A 17,918-nucleotide genomic window follows, 5' to 3' on the forward strand; every position below is an offset into this window, starting at 1 on the left:
TCGCCAGGCCGGATAAGACGCGTTGCGTCGCCATCCGGCATCTTCCACTCTTACTTCTCCTGCGGCGTTAGCTGCTCCATCGCCTGTTTAATACTGCGCTCGATTACCGCCCGACGGGTATCGTTGGCGGGTAATAATTTCAGCATCATCTCCCACGCCGCAACCGCTTCGCCGAAGCGCTGCTGTTCGAAAGCGTTAAACGCGTACATGCTCAATACGCGCACGTTGGCATGTTCGCCGCGTATTAGTTGACGTAACAGCTCCCCGCCCCGACGGTTATCATCAGGATCGGATGAACGGGTTAGCGCTTCCGCATAGCCCAGCGCCGCATCGCTGTTTTTCGGATCCAGCCGATAAGCATTGGCATAGGCTTCAGTAGCCGTGCTGGCGTTGCCGAGCACCATGCCAATGCGTCCAAGCATAATCCAGCCTTCAACGTTTGCGGGATCGGCCTGTAAGCGAGTGCGCAGCCCCAACGCCAGACGCGTCATGTCTTCTTCATTCAACGGGTCGGCTTTTGGATCCAATGCCCGCTCCAGCAGCGCTGGGGCCTGAGCGGTGGCCTGTTGCCAGAGCTGCACCTGTTTATAGTTCCCGGTTTGGTAATAGCTCACCGCGCCGACCACCAGCGCCACCACAATGCCGGGCACAAAGAGTCCGAATCCACCGCGCTTGCCATCCGGGATGATGTCGTCAGGAAACTCTTCTTGTTTCACCCGCACGCGTCGGCGAGTACGGGCGAAAATAATCCAGCCCCCGAGACCAATCGCTACCACCGGCATCACCCACAGCAGCACGGTCAGCGGAGTTAACGGCGGATCGTAAGTGACGAAGTTGCCGTAGCGCGCCACCATGTAGTCAACAATCTCTTTCTGACTTTTGCCTTCCTGCATCAGTTCGTACACTTTCTGCCGCAGGTCGGTGGCAATCATTGAGTTAGAGTCGGCAATGCTGTTGTTCTGACACTTAGGACAACGCAGTTGCTCGGTAAGCTGGCGGAACTGCTGCTCCTGCGCTTCATCCTTAAACTGCATTACGTCGATAGTCGCCAGCGCGGATCCCGAGATAACCAGCATCAGCAGGCCCAATAAAAATCTCATTGCGCAGCCTCCTTACTGTACTTGTCCCACAACGGTTTGATCTCGCTTTCCCACACACGGGCGTTAAGATCACCGGCATGGCGATAGCGAATAATACCTTTCCCGTCGATCAGGAATGTCTCCGGCGCGCCGTACACGCCAAGATCGAGGCCTAGCATACCGTCGCCGTCAAACAGACTTAATGAGTAAGGATTGCCCAGCTCTTTCAGCCAGACAATGGCTTTCTGACGATCGTCTTTATAGTTCAGGCCCACTACCCGCACGCCTTGCGCAGACAGCTGATTCAGATACTGATGCTCGGCGCGACAGGTCGGACACCAGGTCGCCCAGACGTTCAGCAACACTGGCTTGCCCTGCGTCAGCACATCGGCCTGATAATGCTGACCCGGGTTTTCCAGCGATTCCAGGCGGAACGTCGGAACAGGTTTGCCGATCAACGCCGACTCCAGATTAGTAGGGTCGTCTCCCTGCGCGTTACGCGCTAACTGCCACAGCAGCGCCGCCGCAATAATGAGAAAAATAATAAACGGAATTAACAGTGCGTTGCGCTTCATACAGCCTCCGACGCATTTTTTTGCACCGCGGTGCGAGGGCGCGTGCGCTGGCGATAGCGTGGATCAAACAGGCAGAACACCCCGCCCAGCGCCATCAGCAATCCTCCGGCCCAAATCCAGCGAATAAACGGTTTGTAATACAAACGTACAGCCCATGCGCCGTTATCCAGCTCTTCACCCAGCGCAGCATACAGATCGCGCGTGAACCCGCCGTCAATCGCCGCTTCGGTCATCATCGAACTGGTGCTGTTATAGAAGCGTTTCTCCGCATGCAGCGTGGCTGCCGGTTTACCATCACGCGTGACGCCAATAATAGCGACCCCGCCCCGGTAGTTTGGTCCGGTAATATCTTTCACTTCACGGAAAGTAAACTGATAGTCATGGATGCTGACGCTATCACCCGCTTTCATACGGACATCGCGTTCCACGCTGTAATTCTGGCTAAAGGCAATACCAACAATGGTAATCGCCAGCCCAACGTGAGCCGATACCATCCCCCAGTAGCTGGGCGTCAGCTTCGTTCCACGAGAAATGCGCAGGTACGCTTCGGACATGGCCAGCACAAAAATCCAGCACGCCATCGCCAGCCCCACCACCGTCATGGCGGCAATACGATTCTCAAACAGCCACGGCAGCAGCAGCGACAGAATAAGCGTGGTGACAAACGCGATGATCAGTAACGTTTTCAGTTTACGCGGTCGGTCACGGCCCCAGCGCACTAATGGCCCAATGCCCAGCAGCAGCGCAAACGGCGCCATCAGCCAGGTAAACATGGTATTGAAGAACGGCTCGCCAATCGAAATGCTGCCCAGCCCAAGCTGTTTGTGCACCAGCGGCAGTAGCGTGCCCAATAACACCACCAGCATAGCGGCGATCAGCAGGACGTTGTTACCCAACAGCAGTGATTCACGCGACCACAGCGCGTTGTTTACCCGCGAGCGGACCTTATGCCCACGCACCGCAAACAGCAGCAGGGAACCGCCAATCACCAGCACCATGAAGGCCAGTATAAACATCCCTCGCGACGGGTCTGAGGCGAAAGCATGCACCGAAACCAGTACGCCGGAGCGTACCAGGAAAGTCCCCAACAGGCACAGCGAGAAGGCGCTGATTGACAGCAGCAAGGTCCAGGCTTTGAAGCTGGCGCGCTGTTCGGTTACCGACAGCGAGTGCATCAGGGCTGTGCCCACCAGCCATGGCATAAAGGAGGCGTTCTCAACCGGATCCCAGAACCACCAGCCGCCCCAGCCCAGCTCGTAATAGGCCCAGGCCGAACCGAGTACAATCCCCAGCGTCAGAAACACCCACGCCGCCAGCGTCCATGGACGCGAAAAGCGAGCGAAGGTGCTGTCCAGACGCCCGCTCATCAACGCGGCGATCGCAAACGCGAAAGCTACCGAGAAACCGACATACCCCATGTACAGCAACGGCGGATGGAAAATCAGTCCCGGATCCTGCAACAGCGGGTTCAGATCTCGCCCTTCAACAGGGAAATTGGGCAACGTGCGGGCAAACGGATTAGAGGTAAACAGGATAAACAGCAGGAAGCCGACGCTGACCATCCCCATCACCGCCAACACGCGGGCGACGATATCCAGCGGCATGCGCTGGCTGAACGCCGCGACGGCGAACGTCCAGCCGCTCATCAGCAGCACCCACAGCAGCAGCGAGCCTTCATGCGCGCCCCATGTCGCTGCCACCCGGTACCAGACAGGAAGCTGGGTATTGGAGTTACTGGCGACGTAGGTCACGGTAAAGTCATTAACCACGAAGGCATTAACCAGAATCAGGAACGCTCCCATCACGCAGATAAACAAGACCCAGGCAAAGGGCCGTGCGGAGGCCATCATCCGCACGTCGCCGCGCGCCACGCCCCACAACGGATAGACTGACAGCAGTAGTGCAACGCCAAGCGCAAGGCACAACAGCGCATTGCCAATTTCCGGCATCATGACGTTTTATCCTTATAAACACTTTCCGGGCGACGGTGGTTTTCCTGCATCGCTTTTTCGACTTCCGGCGGGGTGTAATTTTCATCATGTTTGGCCAGAACCTCTTTAGCCTGCACATGATTTCCCTTGTCCAGCTCGCCCTGAACAACAACCCCCTGCCCTTCGCGGAACAGGTCCGGCAAAATGCCTTCATAGGTCACATCCACCACACCTTCGGCGTCATAGATGCTGAAAGTTACTTTAAGCGATTGCGGGTCGCGCTTCACGCTGCCCGGCATCACCATCCCACCCACGCGCAGACGCTGACCGACTTCAGGCATCTGCTGTGTCTCGCGCTTACCGTAGAGTATCTCTCCCGGGGTGTAGAACAGATCGATATTGGAACGCAGCGCGTAGAGCACCAGCGAAATGGTCAACGCCAGACCTGCCAGTACCGCGCAGGCTATCCATAGCCGATTTTTACGTCGAATATTCACGCCGCCTCCCGTTGTACTTGCGCTGCGCGCATGCGCGCTTCCCTCGCCCGCTGCTGGGCCACGCCGCGTAAGATTGCGCGATGCTGTAATGTTGAATGCAGCACCAACACCAGCAGCGGAATAACGCTCATGGCAACAGCCAGCCAGACATACAAGGCGTAACCGCCCATCGCGAAAAAATCACTCCATGATGCAAATGCAGGGGTCATTGGCGGCCTCTTTTTAAGATCAGTTCACTCACCCACGGGCGGCGTTTTTCCATCATCAAAATCAGGTTACGCATGCGCATTAGCGCCAGCGTGACAAACAGCAACAGGTAACCGACAATCGCCAGACGCAGCGGTGCGCGCATTGCCGGATCGATGCTTTGCTGCATACGGGTTGACCCCTGATGCAGCGTGTTCCACCACTCGACCGAGTAGTGAATAATCGGTAAGTTGACCACACCAATCAACACCAGAATACCGGCGGCACGCCCTGCCAGGCGGCGGTCGTCAAACGCATGCCACAATGCAATGGCGCCAACGTAGAGAAACAGCAACACCAGTTCAGAGGTGAGTCGGGCATCCCAGACCCACCAGGTTCCCCACATCGGTTTGCCCCATGCGGACCCCGTCACCAGCGCAATAAAGGTAAACACAGCGCCAATGGGCGCCATCGCAGCCAGCGCCAGATTGGCCATTTTCATCTGCCAGACCAGGCCGATAAACGCCGCAACAGCCATCGAGGCATAAATTCCCATCGACCAGATTGCCGCCGGAACGTGCAGATAAATGATGCGATAGCTCTGTCCCTGCTGATAATCAGCCGGCGCGAAGCCAAAGCCCCACACCCATCCGGTTATCAGTACCACCGCGCTGGCAATCGCCAGCCACGGAATAAACCAGCCGCAGATCTGATAGAGCCGAGGGGGCATCGCCAATTGATGAAGTGTTTTCCACATAGTTCAGTCACCAGACTCCATTAATTAATATCCGTTTTGCCGGAGCGCCTTGCCCGGCCTGCAAATCCTGTCGCATTACTGCACGCTTATCCGTAACGCCGCAGCCGTGGCAAACGGGCTTAACGTGGCGCTGCCTACCAACAAAGCCCCCAGAATCGCCATGTATCCTTCAACAGGCAAGTGCATGGAGGCCGCATCCATCGCCGCGGTCGCAAAAATCAGTAGTGGAATAGTAAGCGGGAGAACCAGCACGCTTAACAGTACGCCGCCGCGCTTTAATCCCACCGTCAGACCTACGCCAGGCGCGCCGAGAAAACCCAGCGTCGGCGTGCCGAGCAGCAAGGTCAGCGCCATAATTTTCCAGCCGTACATATCCATGCCCAGCAGTAATGCCACCAGCGGAGAGAGGATTAACAGCGGCAAACCGGTTACGACCCAGTGCGCCATCACTTTCGCCAGCACGACCGCCGGAAGCGGCAGCGACAGCAGCATCAACTGCTCAAGGCTGCCGTCCTGTAAATCATCACGAAACAAGCGCTCCAGCGCCAGCAATGACGCCAGCAGCGCCGCAACCCAGATAATGCCTGGCGCAATACGCGCCAGCAGCTGTGGCTCCGGCCCAATGCTCAGAGGAAACAACGTGATAACAATCAGAAAGAACCATAAAGGATTGGCGATTTCCGCACTATGACGAAACGCAACTCGCAGTTCTAAACGGAAGATTCGCCACATCATTGCGTTGCCCTCTCGCTGGTCAGCGCAATACGTCGCACTTTATTGGTCTCAACATTAAGCGGCTGGTGGGTAGTGAGAATGACAATACCGCCCTGTTCCGTATGCTGTGCCATACGCTGAGTCAGTCGCTCAACGCCGTTTACATCAATGGCGGTAAAGGGTTCATCGAGGATCCACAGCCGGGCGCGGGTCAGCCACAAACGGGCCAGCGCCACGCGCCGCTGTTGTCCGGCGGAAAGTTGATTCACCGGAATATCTTCGTATCCGGCAAGTCCCGCCTGCGCCAGCGCGTCCAGACACTGTGCGATGTCGCCATCGTGATGGAAAAAACGCAGGTTCTCCAACGCCGAAAGCCGGGTTTTTATCCCCGGCTGATGTCCGATCCACAGCAATTGCTGATGGTAGCTGTCCCGCACGTGATGCAGGGGTTGCTCTTGCCAGCAAACCTCCCCTGCGTCGGGACGCGCCAGCCCGGTAAGCAACCGCAGTAAAGTGGTTTTCCCCGCGCCGTTGCTGCCGGTAATTTGTACCCATTCCCCTGCGTTGACGCGAAATGACAGATCGCTGAACAGTATTCTGTCATCCCGCTCGCAAAGTAATTCTCTGGCTTCAAGCATACCTGGTTATCTACATCCTGTTAAAAGCCCGGTTTGACTTCGCGCATATCAGGCAGTTTGTGCGCTATCCCTTTATGACAGTCAATACAGGTTTGCCCGTCTTTCACGGCCTGGTCATGCATTTTGGCCGCAACGCCTTTCTGGGCGGTTAAATCCATAAACTCGAAGTTGTGACAGTTGCGACACTCTTGCGAATTATTATCTTTCATACGCCGCCACTCATTTTGCGCCATCGTCAGACGATGATCTTCAAATTTCTGCGGTGTATCTATTAACCCCAGCGCCTTCGCGTACAGCTCTTTACTGGCCTTGATCTTACGGATCATTTTCGGGCCCCACTCATGTGGGACGTGGCAATCAGGACAAGTCGCACGCACACCGCTGCGGTTGTTGTAGTGTACGGTTTCCATATATTCCTGGTACACCGTATTGCGCATTTCGTGACAGCTAATGCAGAACTCTTCCGTATTGGCCTTTTCCATACCGGTATTAAAGCCGCCCCAGAAAATAATGCCGCCCACAAAGCCGATTAACAACAGCGTGCCGAGCGCCAGACGGCTGGGGCGACGCCACCATTGCCAGACGCGCTTAATCCAGCCTGGTTTACGGTTAGAATTTTCCATAATGACCTCTTATTTCCCGTAACCTTTCGAGGGGGTGAAGGTATTTTCAACAATCGGCGCAGCGTCAGCCTGCGGGACGTGACATTGCAGACAGAAATAACGACGCGGCGCGACTTCAGCCAATACCTTGCCGTCGCTGTCCATAAAGTGCGTCGGACTGATGCGCGGCGCGCCGGTGGTGCGATAGCTTTCCACACCGTGGCACTGCAGGCAGCGGTTAGTATTGGTCGTCACCTGATACCCTTCAACGCTGTGCGGAACCATTGGCGGTTGATTCACATAGTTCAGCGGCATACGCTCCTGCTCTTTCGGCATGCGAATCGCCCCTTCCTGCGTCCCTGAGACTTCCGGTGACTGGCTTAGGTCCACTCCGTTTGCAGCCCAAACGGCCCCACTGACGACCAGGGCAAGCAGGGCCGTCCATTGACTCAGCTTTTTAATCAGGTCATGGCTTTTCATGATTTCGCTCCCGAACTCCATCGTGTTGTTATTGTAAAAACATCCTCAGAACAGACATCCACACAGCGACCGCAGGCCATGCAATCGCGACTGGTTACCTGCACCGGGCTTTGCTCATCCAGCACCGGCGCACGTAGCACATGCGGTTCCGGGCAAACATGAAAACAATCCATACAGCGGTTACATCTGTTACGTTCTTTTGCCGAAACGGTTAATGCGCCTTTACTTCCCACTACGCTATACAGTGCGCCCAGTGGGCAGAGATGCCCGCACCAGCCATGCTCAACGACCAGTAGATCAAATAAAAACAGTGCCAGAATCAGCAGCGCTCCACTGCCAAATCCCATTATCAGACTCCGTCCGAGCAGAGAGACGGGATTTATCCATTCCCACAGCAGCGTACCGGTCAAGGCGGAACCGACCAGGATAACCACCAGCAGGACATACCGTATATAGCGCGGTAGGGTAGCGGACTGATTCAGGTCAAACCTTCTGCGTAACCAACTGGCTAAATCGGTGACCGGGTTCATCGGACAAACCCAGCTGCAAAACAGACGCTTACCCGCAAGGGCATACAGCACCGTGATGACGACCGCCCCCGTTAACGCAACCGTTGCCGGCAGGTGTCCGCTGGCCAGGCTTTGCAGCGTAATTAGCGGATCGGTGAATGGGACAGTATCCAACAGCAGGCTGCCACTGTAATTGCCATGCAGGATCCATACGCCAAACCACGGGCCGCTCAGGAACATCGCCAGTATCAGAAACTGACTCAGACGACGCAGCAGCAGCCAGCGATGACTCTTCCACCACCCTTTTTTTGCCTGCGCTTCACGCCCGGCGTCACGTTTACGATTTGCCATTGTTCCCCTCCAGCCAGCCGAAGCGGTAATGGTGTCCTAACTCCCCTTTCGCCAGCGACAGCGGCAGCACTTTTATTGCTGGCTGCTCCAGTACGCAGACTTTTTCGCATTTCCCGCAGCCGGTACAGGCATCGCTATGGACGGTTGGAATAAACCGCGCATGCTTGCCGGTACGCATATTGCGGTCCAGCTCAAGGGTGATAGCCTCATCGATTTTCGGGCACTCACGATAGCAAACATCGCAGCGTAGCCCTTGATAATTGAGGCAGTTTTCGTGATCCAGCAGTACCGCCAGCCCCATACGCGAATCGTCAATGGATTCAATTTCCTTGTCCAACGCGCCGCTGGGGCAGACTTTGGCGCACGGAATGTCCTCACACATTTCGCAAGGAATATCGCGGGCGACAAAATAGGGCGTACCTGCTGCCAGCCCGGAGGCCAGCGTCGCCAGCTTCAGCGTGTCATACGGGCATGCCTGAACGCACTGACCGCAGCGCACACAGGCGCTGGCGAATGCCTCCTCGCTCAGTGCGCCAGGCGGGCGTAACCGCACGCCGGTTGCACGTGCGGTTTGCTGTTGTAACCCCAGCGCCACGCCAACGACGGCCAGCCCGCCCGCCGCGCGAACCATATCGCGCAGAAAGCGGCGGCGGCCATTTTGGGGTTTTGCTGACCGGGACATAACGCGTTACACCTTCGCCAGTTTCACAGCGCACTTCTTGAAATCCGTCTCTTTGGAGAGCGGATCCGTCGCATCCAGCGTCAGATTGTTCACCAGTTGTGCGGCATCGAAGAACGGCATGTATACCAGCCCCTGCGGCGGACGGTTACGCCCGCGCGTTTCAACAATCGAGATAACTTCGCCACGGCGGGAAACCACTTTGACTTTATCGCCACGGCGCAGATCGCGCGCTTTTGCATCCAGCGGGTGGATAAACAGCACCGCTTCCGGGAAGGCGCGGTGCAGTTCAGGCACACGACGCGTCATGCTGCCGGTATGCCAGTGCTCCAGCACACGTCCAGTGGAAAGCCACAGGTCATACTCTTTATCCGGCGCTTCAGCGGCAGGTTCAAATGGCAGCGCGAAGATGACTGCTTTGCCGTCCGGCTTACCATAGAACTTGTAGCTTTCCCCCGCTTTCACGTACGGGTCGTTGCCTTCGCTGTAGCGCCACTGGGTCTCTTTGCCCTCAACGACCGGCCAGCGTAAACCGCGCGCTTTGTGGTAATCGTCGAATGGTGCGAGATCGTGCCCGTGGCCACGGCCAAACCAGGCGTACTCTTCGAACAGCCCTTTTTGCAGATAGAAGCCCAGCTCGCGGGATTCATCGTTGAGCTGATCTTCAGCCAGTTCAGCTACCGGGAATTTGGTCACGGCTGGCGTGGCGAACAGCACGTCATACAGCGTTTTGCCGCGCAGCTCCGGTTTCTGCGCCAGTAGTTCTTCCGGCCATACCTCTTCTGTTTTGAAGCGACGGGAAAACTGCACCAGTTGCCACAGATCCGATTTCGATTCACCCGGCGCTTTAATCTGCTGACGCCAGAACTGAGTGCGTCGTTCCGCGTTACCGTAAGCCCCTTCTTTCTCTACCCACATTGCGGTCGGTAGGATCAGATCGGCTGACAGGGCGCTGACCGTCGGGTACGGATCGGAGACGATGATGAAGTTGCGCGGATCGCGCCAGCCCGGCATACGTTCTTCGTTGATGTTCGGACCGGCCTGCATGTTGTTGGTGCACATCGTCCAGTAGACATTGAGTTTGCCATCTTTCAGCGCACGGTCTTGCGCCACGGCATGCAGCCCGACTTTTGCCGGAATGGTCCCTGATGGGATATTCCAGTGCTTCTCACAGATATCGCGGTGTTTTTCGTTGGTGACCACCATGTCCGCAGGCAGACGGTGGGAGAACGTCCCAACTTCACGCGCGGTACCGCAGGCGGAAGGCTGACCGGTCAATGAGAACGGACCACAGCCTGGCTGAGAAATTTTACCGGTCAGCAGGTGCAGGTTATAGACCAGGTTGTTGGCCCACACGCCGCGGGTATGCTGGTTAAAGCCCATCGTCCAGTAGGAGATGACTTTTTTCTTCGGATCGGCATACAACTGCGCCAACTGTTCCAGTTGATCTTTCGGTACGCCGGTCATTTCGGCGGTTTTATCCAGCGTGTACTCAGCTACGAAGGCTTTGTAATCCTCAAAGCTCATCGGTTCAGAGGCATCGGAACCTGGATTCTTCGCCGCTTTTTCCAGCGGATGAGTTGGACGCAGGCCGTAGCCGATGTCCGTCACCCCTTTACGCAGGTTAACGTGCTTGCTAAAGAAATCCTGGTTGATCGCATTGTTTTGAATGATGTAGTTAGCGATGTAGTTGAGGATCACCAGATCGGTTTGCGGCGTGAAGACCATACCGTTATCCGCCAGCTCAAAACTACGATGCTGGAAGGTGGAGAGCACCGCGACGGTAACATTCGGATCGGACAGACGACGGTTGGTGATGCGCGACCACAGAATCGGGTGCATCTCCGCCATATTCGCGCCCCACAAGACGAAAGCATCGGCATGCTCAATATCGTCATAACAGCCCATCGGCTCATCCATACCAAAGGTACGCATAAAACCAACCACCGCTGACGCCATGCAGTGACGCGCGTTCGGGTCGATGTTATTAGAACGGAAGCCGGCTTTAAACAATTTGGCGGCGGCGTAACCTTCCCAAATCGTCCACTGACCCGAGCCGAACATGCCGATAGACTCTGGGCCTTTTTCTTTCATGGACGTTTTGAATTTCTCTTCCATCACGTCAAAGGCCTGCTCCCAGCTAATCGGAGTAAATTCACCCTCTTTGTGATACTTCCCGTCCTTCATGCGCAGCATCGGCTGTGTTAAACGGTCTTTTCCGTACATGATTTTCGGCAGGAAGTAACCTTTGATGCAGTTAAGCCCACGGTTAACCGGCGCATCCGGATCGCCCTGGCATGCCACTACACGCCCTTGCTGCGTCCCGACCAATACGCCACAGCCTGTCCCGCAGAAACGGCACGGGGCTTTGTCCCATTTGATGGCTTCTTGCTGACCGACTACCGCGCGGGCTACGCCCGGCACGCTTAACCCGGCAGCCGCCGCAGCGGCCGCAACGGCGTTAGCTTTCATAAAGCTACGACGACTGAGTTTCATGGTGTTTCCTCACCTTGCTCATCCTGCTGGTGATAAACCAGCGACACCGCCAGCACGCCCGCAACGTTGCGCACTGACTCAATAGTTTTCATTAGCGTTTCACTTTGCTCTGCTTCCACCACCACAATGAGCTGGCCGCTTTCCACATCGCTAAGTGCAACTTCGCAACCTGGAAACGAACGCAACTGCGTGGCGATATCATTGATATGCTGACTTTTGGCCTGAACGACCAGGCTGCAGACCTGCCAGTTACTGTCCATGGTTGTACTCCGCATTAATGGCTGATACCGGGCAAATCGCGACACACGCGCCGCATCCGTTACAGGCCTGATTGTCGAGCTGTGGCTGATAAATACCGGACAGCGTGGGGCGAAAGGTTATGGCCATGGGTTCACAGCTATCCTGACAGCGATGACACTCAACTGACTGGTGTGCGAGACAGTTTTCCCCGATCGTAAAATTCAGATCCCATGCCCTGGTGTGGCGCGGAAGAAAAAGTGATTCGGGACAGGCCTCTGCGCAGGCATAACAAAAGCTGCACTCGCCGTGTTTGAAATTTACGCTCGGATAACCACCCTGGCCTCGCTGCAGGATGTCGGTTTCACACGCCTGGATGCAGGCGTCACAACGAAGGCAATGGGCCAGAAAGTGAGAGTCTTCCTTGCTCCACGGCGGACGGATCCCTGCGTTGGCGTTACGCCAACTGCCTGTCAACATGCCTCGACGGGATAAATCAACCATGACATTGTCCTTCCATAATGACGCTCTCCCCCGGCGGGTTGAACGACATAAAAAACTGCACTATTTATGAGTAGTTATTTTTAGTCGTAAGATATTTCAGGATGTGTAAGAGGAGCATACCCCGATCGGGGTAAATGCTGTTGCCGGATCAAAAGAGTGTTGAGTTGACGGGAAAAAATGCGCTTTTGCTCACATTTCAATGGGTTATATAATAAATTACACAACGAATACATCACAAAGAGAATAATCTTAAAATCAAGATAAATCTTAGAATATATCGCTACACACAACCGACAACGCTCAAATACTCACTGAAAATATAAGTAAATCCAGATTAATAGATAATGCAAATATGTTAACCTGCCCCAGACTCGTTCATAAGACAGAAGAAAGGAAACACTGTGAACAATAAGATGAAGACAATTGTCCCTGCCGTGCTTTTCGCCGCCTTTGCCAGCACCTCTGCCTGGGCTGGCAGTAACGATACCGGTGCTCAGCCGCTGGAAAAGGTCGCCCCTTATCCTAAAGCGGAAAAGGGTATGAAGCGCCAGGTAATCCAGCTTCCCCCTGAGAAAGATGAATCTACCCTGAAAGTAGAACTATTAATCGGCCAGACGCTGGAGGTCGACTGCAACCAACATCGCCTGGGCGGAGAACTGGATAGCAAAACGCTGGAAGGTTGGGGATACGACTACTATGTTTTCGACAAAGTCACCTCTCCGGTTTCAACCATGATGGCCTGCCCGGACGGTAAAAAAGAGAAGAAATTTATTACCGCGTATCTGGGTGATGACGGTATGCTGCGCTACAACAGCAAGTTGCCGATTGTGGTCTACACCCCGGAAAACGTGGAAGTGAAATACCGTATCTGGAAAGCGGAAGAGAAGATTCAGGACGCAGTCGCGCGCTAAGTGAGAATGTGCCGGATGGCGGCGTTCCGCCTTATCCGGCCTACAGACGCGTGAACCAGGCCGGATAAGCACTGCGCTTATCCGGCATTTTATTTACAGCGCGATATCCGCCACAGCTTTCTGCTCAGGCTGCGGTTGAGCCTGAGGTTTCAACTGCGGTTTTGGCGCTTCATCGGCAACCTGCGGCTTGTCGTATTTCAGACCCAGAACTTCGCTGGTGTATTGCAGCTCTTGTTCAGTTGCCTCAACGTTTCCGTTCAGCTTAGTACCATAAGACGGAATAATCGTTTTCAGCTTCGCCTGCCACTCGGGGCTGGCGACTTTATCTTTAAACACTTTTTCCATCAGATGCAGCATGATCGGCGCCGCGGTTGATGCACCAGGCGAAGCGCCCAGCAGTGCAGCAATCGTACCTTCTTTATCGCTGACCACTTCAGTTCCCAGACGTAGCACGCCGCCCTTTTCTGCATCACTTTTAATGATCTGCACACGCTGCCCCGCCTGCCATAGACGCCAGTCCTCTTTTTTCGCCTGCGGATAGTATTCTTGCAGTGCGGCAAAACGGTCGTCATCGCTCAGCATCACCTGACTTACCAGATATTTCACCAGATCGAAGTTATCCAGACCTACGTTGACCATCGGCATAAAGTTCGACGTCGTGGTCGAGCTGAGCAGATCCCACAATGAACCGTTTTTCAGGAACTTGGTGGAGAATGTCGCGAATGGCCCAAACAGCACGACACGCTTGCCATCCAGGATACGGGTATCGATGTGCGGTACCGACATCGGCGGCGCACCCACAGAGGCCTGACCATACACTTTCGCCAGGTGGCGATTCACTACGTCCGGGTTTTCCGCCACCAGGAACTGGCCGCCAACCGGGAATCCGGCATAGCCTTTCGCTTCCGGAATGTCGGTTTCCTGCAACAGCTTCAGCGCCGCGCCACCGGCACCAATAAAGACAAACTTCGCCTTGATATCATGTTCCGCTTCGTTGTTTTTCAGATCGGCGACCGTAACGGTCCAGCTATTGTCTGCATTACGCTTAAAGCCTCGTACTTCGGTGCTCAGTTGTAGCGCAAAGTTGGGCTTCTTCTGCAACGAGGCAATCAGTTGGCGCGTGATTTCACCATAGTTAACGTCAGTACCAATCTCGGTGCGCGTTGCCGCGACTTTCTGTTTCGGATCGCGACCTTCCATGACCAGCGGCGCCCACTCTTTAATCTGCGCGTGATCTTCGGAATAACGCATACCACGGAATAAGGTGCTCTGCTGCAGGGCGGTGTAACGGGCGCGCAGGAAATTCACGTTCTCGTCGCCCCAGACAAAACTCATATGCGGGACGGTAGTGATAAATGAGCGCGGTTCATGCATCACGCCATTATTGACCTGATAAGCCCAAAACTGACGGGAAATCTGGAAGGCTTCGTTGATTTCGACTGCCTTTTCAATGCTGATGCTACCGTCGGCCTTTTTAGGCGTGTAGTTCAGCTCCATCAGTGCGGAGTGGCCGGTTCCGGCGTTGTTCCAGCCGTTCGAACTTTCCTGAGCGACGCCATCCAGTCGCTCGACCATGGTCATTGACCATTGTGGCTCCAGCTCTTGTAAATAGGTTCCCAGCGTGGCGCTCATGATACCGCCGCCAATCAACAGTACATCCGTTTCCTGCTCTTCCGCCGCTTTCGCTTTTGCTGCCATTGAGACAACGTTCAGCCCTACAGCCATGGTGAAGAGCATGGCAGTCACTTTTTTCATAATGTTAATGCCTTACTTTTAGTATCGCTTTTTGCTTTTAATGCAGGTGAAAATCGAGCGGCACCAACGGTAACACTTAAGTAAAAATAATTAAATATTGTTTATAAATTATATTTTAATTTTAAAAATGTTATTAATACGTTGATAATTTATACGGTTATTGACAATCACTTCTGGAAACCTGCCCGCCAGACGCGTACTATGCTGCGCTTTGCTATTCACGCACGGATGCCTGTCGGTCTGCTGTTATCAGGCCCTTTCTGACCTGAGAGTTACTATGTCTGCAACACACTCCTCCCCTGCGGTGACAGAACAGAGCACCCGCGCCGCACTGCGACAACCCCGCCTGTTGGTACGAGAAACGCTGGCGGGGGTGGTAACCGCCCTGGCGCTGATCCCGGAAGTGATCTCTTTTTCCGTTATTGCTGGCGTCGATCCTAAAGTCAGCCTGATAGCTTCCGTCGTGTTGTGCCTGGCAATGTCTTTTTTAGGCGGCCGTCCGGCAATGGTTACCGCCGCGGCAGGATCGGTTGCGCTGGTGATTGGTCCGATGGTGCATCAACATGGCGTGCAGTACATTCTGCCTGCGGTGGTGCTGGCTGGGATGATTCAGATCCTGTTTGGCGTATCAGGGATGGCGCGTCTGATGCGATTCATTCCTACAGCCGTCATGACCGGCTTTGTCAACGCCCTGGGCATTTTGATTTTCTTTGCCCAGGTCCCGCATTTCTGGAGGAAAAGTCCGCTAATCTGGGGACTGTTTATCCTGACGCTGCTGATTGTGCTGTGGGTTCCGCGATTGATTAAAACAATCCCCGCGCCGCTTATCGCCATCGTGCTGCTGACGATATTTACTGTAAGCAGTGGGCAACTGTTACCAACCGTCGGTGATGAAGGTTCAATGAGCGGTAGCCTTCCGGGGTTAACGCAGTTGTTAGTGCCGCTCAACCTGCAAACATTGGCCATTATCTGGCCCTGTGCGCTGAGCATCGCTTTTGTCGGTTTGATGGAGTCACTGTTAACCGCCCGTCTGGTGGATGATCTGACGGTGACACCGTCGAATAAGAATCGAGAGAGCACGGGACTGGGGATAGCCAATATTCTGGCCGGATTTTATGGTGGCATTGCCGGATGCGCGATGATTGGTCAAACCATCGTTAACGTCGAGATGGGCAAAGGACGCAGCCGCGTTTCGACGATTGCCGCCGGGCTGGTGTTGCTGCTGCTAGTCACCGCGTTGAGCGAAGTCATGGCGAAAATACCCATGTCGGTGCTGGCGGGAATTATGGTGATTGTGGCGGTGAAAACCTTCAGTTGGCAGAGTATCCAGCCCGCGACACTGACGAAAATCCCCGTTACTGAAACGCTGGTCATGCTGATAACCGTCGGCGCAACGGTCGCTACCGGCAACCTGGCGATTGGCGTGGTTGCCGGGGTGATGACGATGTTCATCCTGCCGCGCATCGTCAGACGTAAACGCGCGGCTACATCAGAAATAGCGTTGCCAGACCGAGAAAAATAAAGAAACCGCCGGTATCGGTGATTGCCGTGATCATGACGCTTGAGCCGACCGCTGGGTCGCGCCCGAGCTTCACCATCGTCATGGGAATAATCACCCCCATCAACGCCGCCATCAGCAGATTAAGCATCATCGCCAGGGTCATCACGCCGCCGAGCGCCATATCATCGTACAGCCACCAGGTAATGCCGCCCATAATCCCACCCCAGACGAGGCCATTTACCAGCGCCACGCCCATCTCGCGCAGGATCAAAAATGTCAGGTTTCCCGGCTGAATATTTTGTAGCGCCAACGCGCGAACAATCATGGTAATAGTTTGATTTCCGGTATTGCCGCCGATCCCTGCCACAATCGGCATCAGCGAGGCCAGCGCCACCAGTTGCGAGATCGTATGTTCAAAGCCATCAATGACCCGCGAGGCGATAAAGGCGGTACAGAGATTAATGGCCAACCATGCCCAGCGGGTTTTTACCGCTTTGGTAACAGGAGCAAACACATCCTCTTCGGCGCTCAAGCCCCCCATTCGACGCAGATCGGTATCGGTCTCTTCGTATACCACATCAACGATCTCATCAATGGTCAAACGGCCCATCAACTTACCGGCAGGATCAACCACCGCGGCACTGACCAGGTTGTCACGTTCGAATGTACGCGCGGCGTTTTCGGCAATGTCTTCCGGGGAAAAGGTGAGTGGGTCATCTTCCATCACCTCGCTGACTTTACGCTGCACATCATTGAGCAGGATACAGGTTAGCGTCAGTTCGCCGACCAGCACCTTATTGCGATCGGTTACGAAAAGTTTATCGGTGTTCTCCGGCATCCTGCCCAGCCGCCGTAAATAGCGCTGCACCACTTCCAGCGTCACGTCCGGGCGCACGGTGATGACTTCGAACTCCATAATCGCACCGACGCGATTCTTCTCGTAGTGCAATACCTGGCGCACGCGCGCCCGCTCCTCTGCGGGTAACGTTGCCAGCAGACGACCTGTAAGATTACGCGGCAGATGCTGGACCAGGTAAATCTGTTCATCGATGTCGAGATATTGCAGGGCATCCAGCAGCTCGCGGTCGCTCATCTCATCAATCAGATCGTCCCAGACGTTTTCTGACGCCTCAAGCAGGACGTTACCACGTTTTTCATTTTGGACCAGCCGCCACAGGGCGTGGCGCTCTTCAGAAGGTAATGCTTCGAGGGTATCGGCCAGATCGGGCGGCGGCAGGTGCGCCACCAGCGCCCCTACCTCAGCAATATCGTCGGCTAAGGTACCGACGTCATATTGCTCAGCCAGGGTAAGCTTGCCCAACAGCGTGGAAATAATGGCTTTATCAGTGGTCAGCAGCCAGATGAGGCGCGCACGCTCTTCATCACGCAGTCTGGCGCTGTTTTTGTTGAATGCGGACATTAATCATAAATCCATGATATGAAATATCATTAATCATGATGCCGATTTATGTAAATAACAATAAACGCAACCGCCGGGCGGCTAAAAAACCGGCGG

At 54.9% G+C, this 17,918-nt stretch carries 19 protein-coding genes; 2 read left to right on the forward strand and 17 right to left on the reverse strand.

The genetic code is table 11. The features are described from left to right. Positions 1-50 precede the first annotated feature (50 nt). The 15 genes from FOB24_RS17135 to napF all read right to left on the reverse strand — a co-directional run bounded on the left by FOB24_RS17135 (position 51) and on the right by napF (position 12,235). Positions 51-1,100: a cytochrome c-type biogenesis protein CcmH gene (locus tag FOB24_RS17135; protein ID WP_150345218.1), complete on the reverse strand. Its 1,050-nt coding sequence runs from the start codon at positions 1,098-1,100 to the stop codon at positions 51-53. Then, the gene (gene dsbE / locus FOB24_RS17140; RefSeq protein ID WP_003834613.1) at positions 1,097-1,654 is read right to left on the reverse strand and encodes a thiol:disulfide interchange protein DsbE; all 558 of its coding nucleotides are present in this window, start codon (positions 1,652-1,654) and stop codon (positions 1,097-1,099) included. The genes FOB24_RS17135 and dsbE overlap by 4 nt, the downstream gene beginning before the upstream one ends. After that, the gene (locus FOB24_RS17145) at positions 1,651-3,606 is read right to left on the reverse strand and encodes a heme lyase CcmF/NrfE family subunit (RefSeq protein ID WP_150345219.1); all 1,956 of its coding nucleotides are present in this window, start codon (positions 3,604-3,606) and stop codon (positions 1,651-1,653) included. The genes dsbE and FOB24_RS17145 overlap by 4 nt, the downstream gene beginning before the upstream one ends. Then, a complete protein-coding gene (gene ccmE, locus FOB24_RS17150) occupies positions 3,603-4,082 on the reverse strand; it encodes a cytochrome c maturation protein CcmE (protein WP_038642175.1) in 480 nt (159 codons plus the stop codon). Before ccmE ends, FOB24_RS17145 begins: the two co-directional genes overlap by 4 nt. Then, positions 4,079-4,291 (reverse strand): heme exporter protein CcmD, encoded by a 213-nt coding sequence (gene ccmD, locus FOB24_RS17155; RefSeq protein ID WP_085047853.1) that lies wholly within the window; start codon positions 4,289-4,291, stop codon positions 4,079-4,081. The genes ccmE and ccmD overlap by 4 nt, the downstream gene beginning before the upstream one ends. Then, the gene (locus FOB24_RS17160; protein WP_006683732.1) at positions 4,288-5,025 is read right to left on the reverse strand and encodes a heme ABC transporter permease; all 738 of its coding nucleotides are present in this window, start codon (positions 5,023-5,025) and stop codon (positions 4,288-4,290) included. The genes ccmD and FOB24_RS17160 overlap by 4 nt, the downstream gene beginning before the upstream one ends. Positions 5,026-5,100: 75 nt before the next feature. After that, positions 5,101-5,760 carry a heme exporter protein CcmB gene (gene ccmB, locus FOB24_RS17165; protein ID WP_038642180.1) on the reverse strand — a complete coding sequence of 220 codons (660 nt, stop codon included), beginning with the start codon at positions 5,758-5,760 and terminating at the stop codon, positions 5,101-5,103. Beyond that, positions 5,757-6,377, reverse strand: coding sequence for a cytochrome c biogenesis heme-transporting ATPase CcmA (gene ccmA / locus FOB24_RS17170; RefSeq protein ID WP_038642182.1), 621 nt, complete (start codon positions 6,375-6,377; stop codon positions 5,757-5,759). Before ccmA ends, ccmB begins: the two co-directional genes overlap by 4 nt. Positions 6,378-6,397: 20 nt before the next feature. Continuing rightward, positions 6,398-7,000 carry a cytochrome c-type protein NapC gene (napC, locus tag FOB24_RS17175; RefSeq protein ID WP_003027548.1) on the reverse strand — a complete coding sequence of 201 codons (603 nt, stop codon included), beginning with the start codon at positions 6,998-7,000 and terminating at the stop codon, positions 6,398-6,400. Between the two features lie 9 nt (positions 7,001-7,009). After that, positions 7,010-7,459: a nitrate reductase cytochrome c-type subunit gene (napB, locus tag FOB24_RS17180; protein ID WP_038642185.1), complete on the reverse strand. Its 450-nt coding sequence runs from the start codon at positions 7,457-7,459 to the stop codon at positions 7,010-7,012. Next, positions 7,456-8,319 carry a quinol dehydrogenase ferredoxin subunit NapH gene (gene napH / locus FOB24_RS17185; RefSeq protein ID WP_085047852.1) on the reverse strand — a complete coding sequence of 288 codons (864 nt, stop codon included), beginning with the start codon at positions 8,317-8,319 and terminating at the stop codon, positions 7,456-7,458. Before napH ends, napB begins: the two co-directional genes overlap by 4 nt. Further along, entirely contained in the window at positions 8,306-9,001 is a 696-nt protein-coding gene (gene napG, locus FOB24_RS17190) for a ferredoxin-type protein NapG (protein WP_038642189.1), read from the reverse strand. The genes napH and napG overlap by 14 nt, the downstream gene beginning before the upstream one ends. A 6-nt stretch (positions 9,002-9,007) precedes the next feature. Next, the gene (gene napA, locus FOB24_RS17195) at positions 9,008-11,494 is read right to left on the reverse strand and encodes a nitrate reductase catalytic subunit NapA (protein ID WP_038642191.1); all 2,487 of its coding nucleotides are present in this window, start codon (positions 11,492-11,494) and stop codon (positions 9,008-9,010) included. Beyond that, on the reverse strand, positions 11,491-11,754 hold the full coding sequence (gene napD / locus FOB24_RS17200) for a chaperone NapD (RefSeq protein WP_038642193.1): 264 nt from the start codon (positions 11,752-11,754) through the stop codon (positions 11,491-11,493). The genes napA and napD overlap by 4 nt, the downstream gene beginning before the upstream one ends. Beyond that, a complete protein-coding gene (napF, locus tag FOB24_RS17205) occupies positions 11,744-12,235 on the reverse strand; it encodes a ferredoxin-type protein NapF (RefSeq protein ID WP_038642195.1) in 492 nt (163 codons plus the stop codon). Before napF ends, napD begins: the two co-directional genes overlap by 11 nt. A gap of 413 nt (positions 12,236-12,648) precedes the next feature. On the opposite strand from napF, the gene eco reads away from it, so the two are divergent. Continuing rightward, positions 12,649-13,146 carry a serine protease inhibitor ecotin gene (gene eco / locus FOB24_RS17210; RefSeq protein WP_038643271.1) on the forward strand — a complete coding sequence of 166 codons (498 nt, stop codon included), beginning with the start codon at positions 12,649-12,651 and terminating at the stop codon, positions 13,144-13,146. Between the two features lie 93 nt (positions 13,147-13,239). Here the strand turns inward: eco and mqo are convergent, their stop codons facing one another. After that, positions 13,240-14,901 (reverse strand): malate dehydrogenase (quinone), encoded by a 1,662-nt coding sequence (gene mqo / locus FOB24_RS17215; RefSeq protein WP_085047851.1) that lies wholly within the window; start codon positions 14,899-14,901, stop codon positions 13,240-13,242. Positions 14,902-15,178: 277 nt separating this feature from the next. On the opposite strand from mqo, the gene FOB24_RS17220 reads away from it, so the two are divergent. Further along, a complete protein-coding gene (locus FOB24_RS17220; RefSeq protein WP_150345220.1) occupies positions 15,179-16,423 on the forward strand; it encodes a SulP family inorganic anion transporter in 1,245 nt (414 codons plus the stop codon). On the opposite strand, the gene mgtE is transcribed toward FOB24_RS17220, so the two are convergent. Then, positions 16,386-17,822 carry a magnesium transporter gene (gene mgtE / locus FOB24_RS17225; RefSeq protein WP_069323415.1) on the reverse strand — a complete coding sequence of 479 codons (1,437 nt, stop codon included), beginning with the start codon at positions 17,820-17,822 and terminating at the stop codon, positions 16,386-16,388. The genes FOB24_RS17220 and mgtE overlap by 38 nt on opposite strands. Between the last annotated feature and the right edge of the window lie 96 nt (positions 17,823-17,918).

This window comes from Citrobacter werkmanii (assembly GCF_008693645.1).
Lineage (GTDB): Bacteria > Pseudomonadota > Gammaproteobacteria > Enterobacterales > Enterobacteriaceae > Citrobacter > Citrobacter werkmanii.

Bases quoted from the DNA above. Each gene is read 5' to 3' on its own strand.
- mqo (WP_085047851.1), bottom strand. From the start codon at position 14,901: ATGAAAAAAGTGACTGCCATGCTCTTCACCATGGCTGTAGGGCTGAAC.
- eco (WP_038643271.1), top strand. From the start codon at position 12,649: ATGAAGACAATTGTCCCTGCCGTGCTTTTCGCCGCCTTTGCCAGCACC.
- FOB24_RS17135 (WP_150345218.1), bottom strand. From the start codon at position 1,100: ATGAGATTTTTATTGGGCCTGCTGATGCTGGTTATCTCGGGATCCGCG.
- napH (WP_085047852.1), bottom strand. From the start codon at position 8,319: ATGGCAAATCGTAAACGTGACGCCGGGCGTGAAGCGCAGGCAAAAAAA.
- napF (WP_038642195.1), bottom strand. From the start codon at position 12,235: ATGGTTGATTTATCCCGTCGAGGCATGTTGACAGGCAGTTGGCGTAAC.
- dsbE (WP_003834613.1), bottom strand. From the start codon at position 1,654: ATGAAGCGCAACGCACTGTTAATTCCGTTTATTATTTTTCTCATTATT.
- ccmD (WP_085047853.1), bottom strand. From the start codon at position 4,291: ATGACCCCTGCATTTGCATCATGGAGTGATTTTTTCGCGATGGGCGGT.
- FOB24_RS17145 (WP_150345219.1), bottom strand. From the start codon at position 3,606: ATGATGCCGGAAATTGGCAATGCGCTGTTGTGCCTTGCGCTTGGCGTT.
- FOB24_RS17220 (WP_150345220.1), top strand. From the start codon at position 15,179: ATGTCTGCAACACACTCCTCCCCTGCGGTGACAGAACAGAGCACCCGC.
- napC (WP_003027548.1), bottom strand. From the start codon at position 7,000: ATGGAAAATTCTAACCGTAAACCAGGCTGGATTAAGCGCGTCTGGCAA.
- ccmA (WP_038642182.1), bottom strand. From the start codon at position 6,377: ATGCTTGAAGCCAGAGAATTACTTTGCGAGCGGGATGACAGAATACTG.
- mgtE (WP_069323415.1), bottom strand. From the start codon at position 17,822: ATGTCCGCATTCAACAAAAACAGCGCCAGACTGCGTGATGAAGAGCGT.
- napG (WP_038642189.1), bottom strand. From the start codon at position 9,001: ATGTCCCGGTCAGCAAAACCCCAAAATGGCCGCCGCCGCTTTCTGCGC.
- ccmB (WP_038642180.1), bottom strand. From the start codon at position 5,760: ATGATGTGGCGAATCTTCCGTTTAGAACTGCGAGTTGCGTTTCGTCAT.
- napD (WP_038642193.1), bottom strand. From the start codon at position 11,754: ATGGACAGTAACTGGCAGGTCTGCAGCCTGGTCGTTCAGGCCAAAAGT.
- FOB24_RS17160 (WP_006683732.1), bottom strand. From the start codon at position 5,025: ATGTGGAAAACACTTCATCAATTGGCGATGCCCCCTCGGCTCTATCAG.
- napA (WP_038642191.1), bottom strand. From the start codon at position 11,494: ATGAAACTCAGTCGTCGTAGCTTTATGAAAGCTAACGCCGTTGCGGCC.
- napB (WP_038642185.1), bottom strand. From the start codon at position 7,459: ATGAAAAGCCATGACCTGATTAAAAAGCTGAGTCAATGGACGGCCCTG.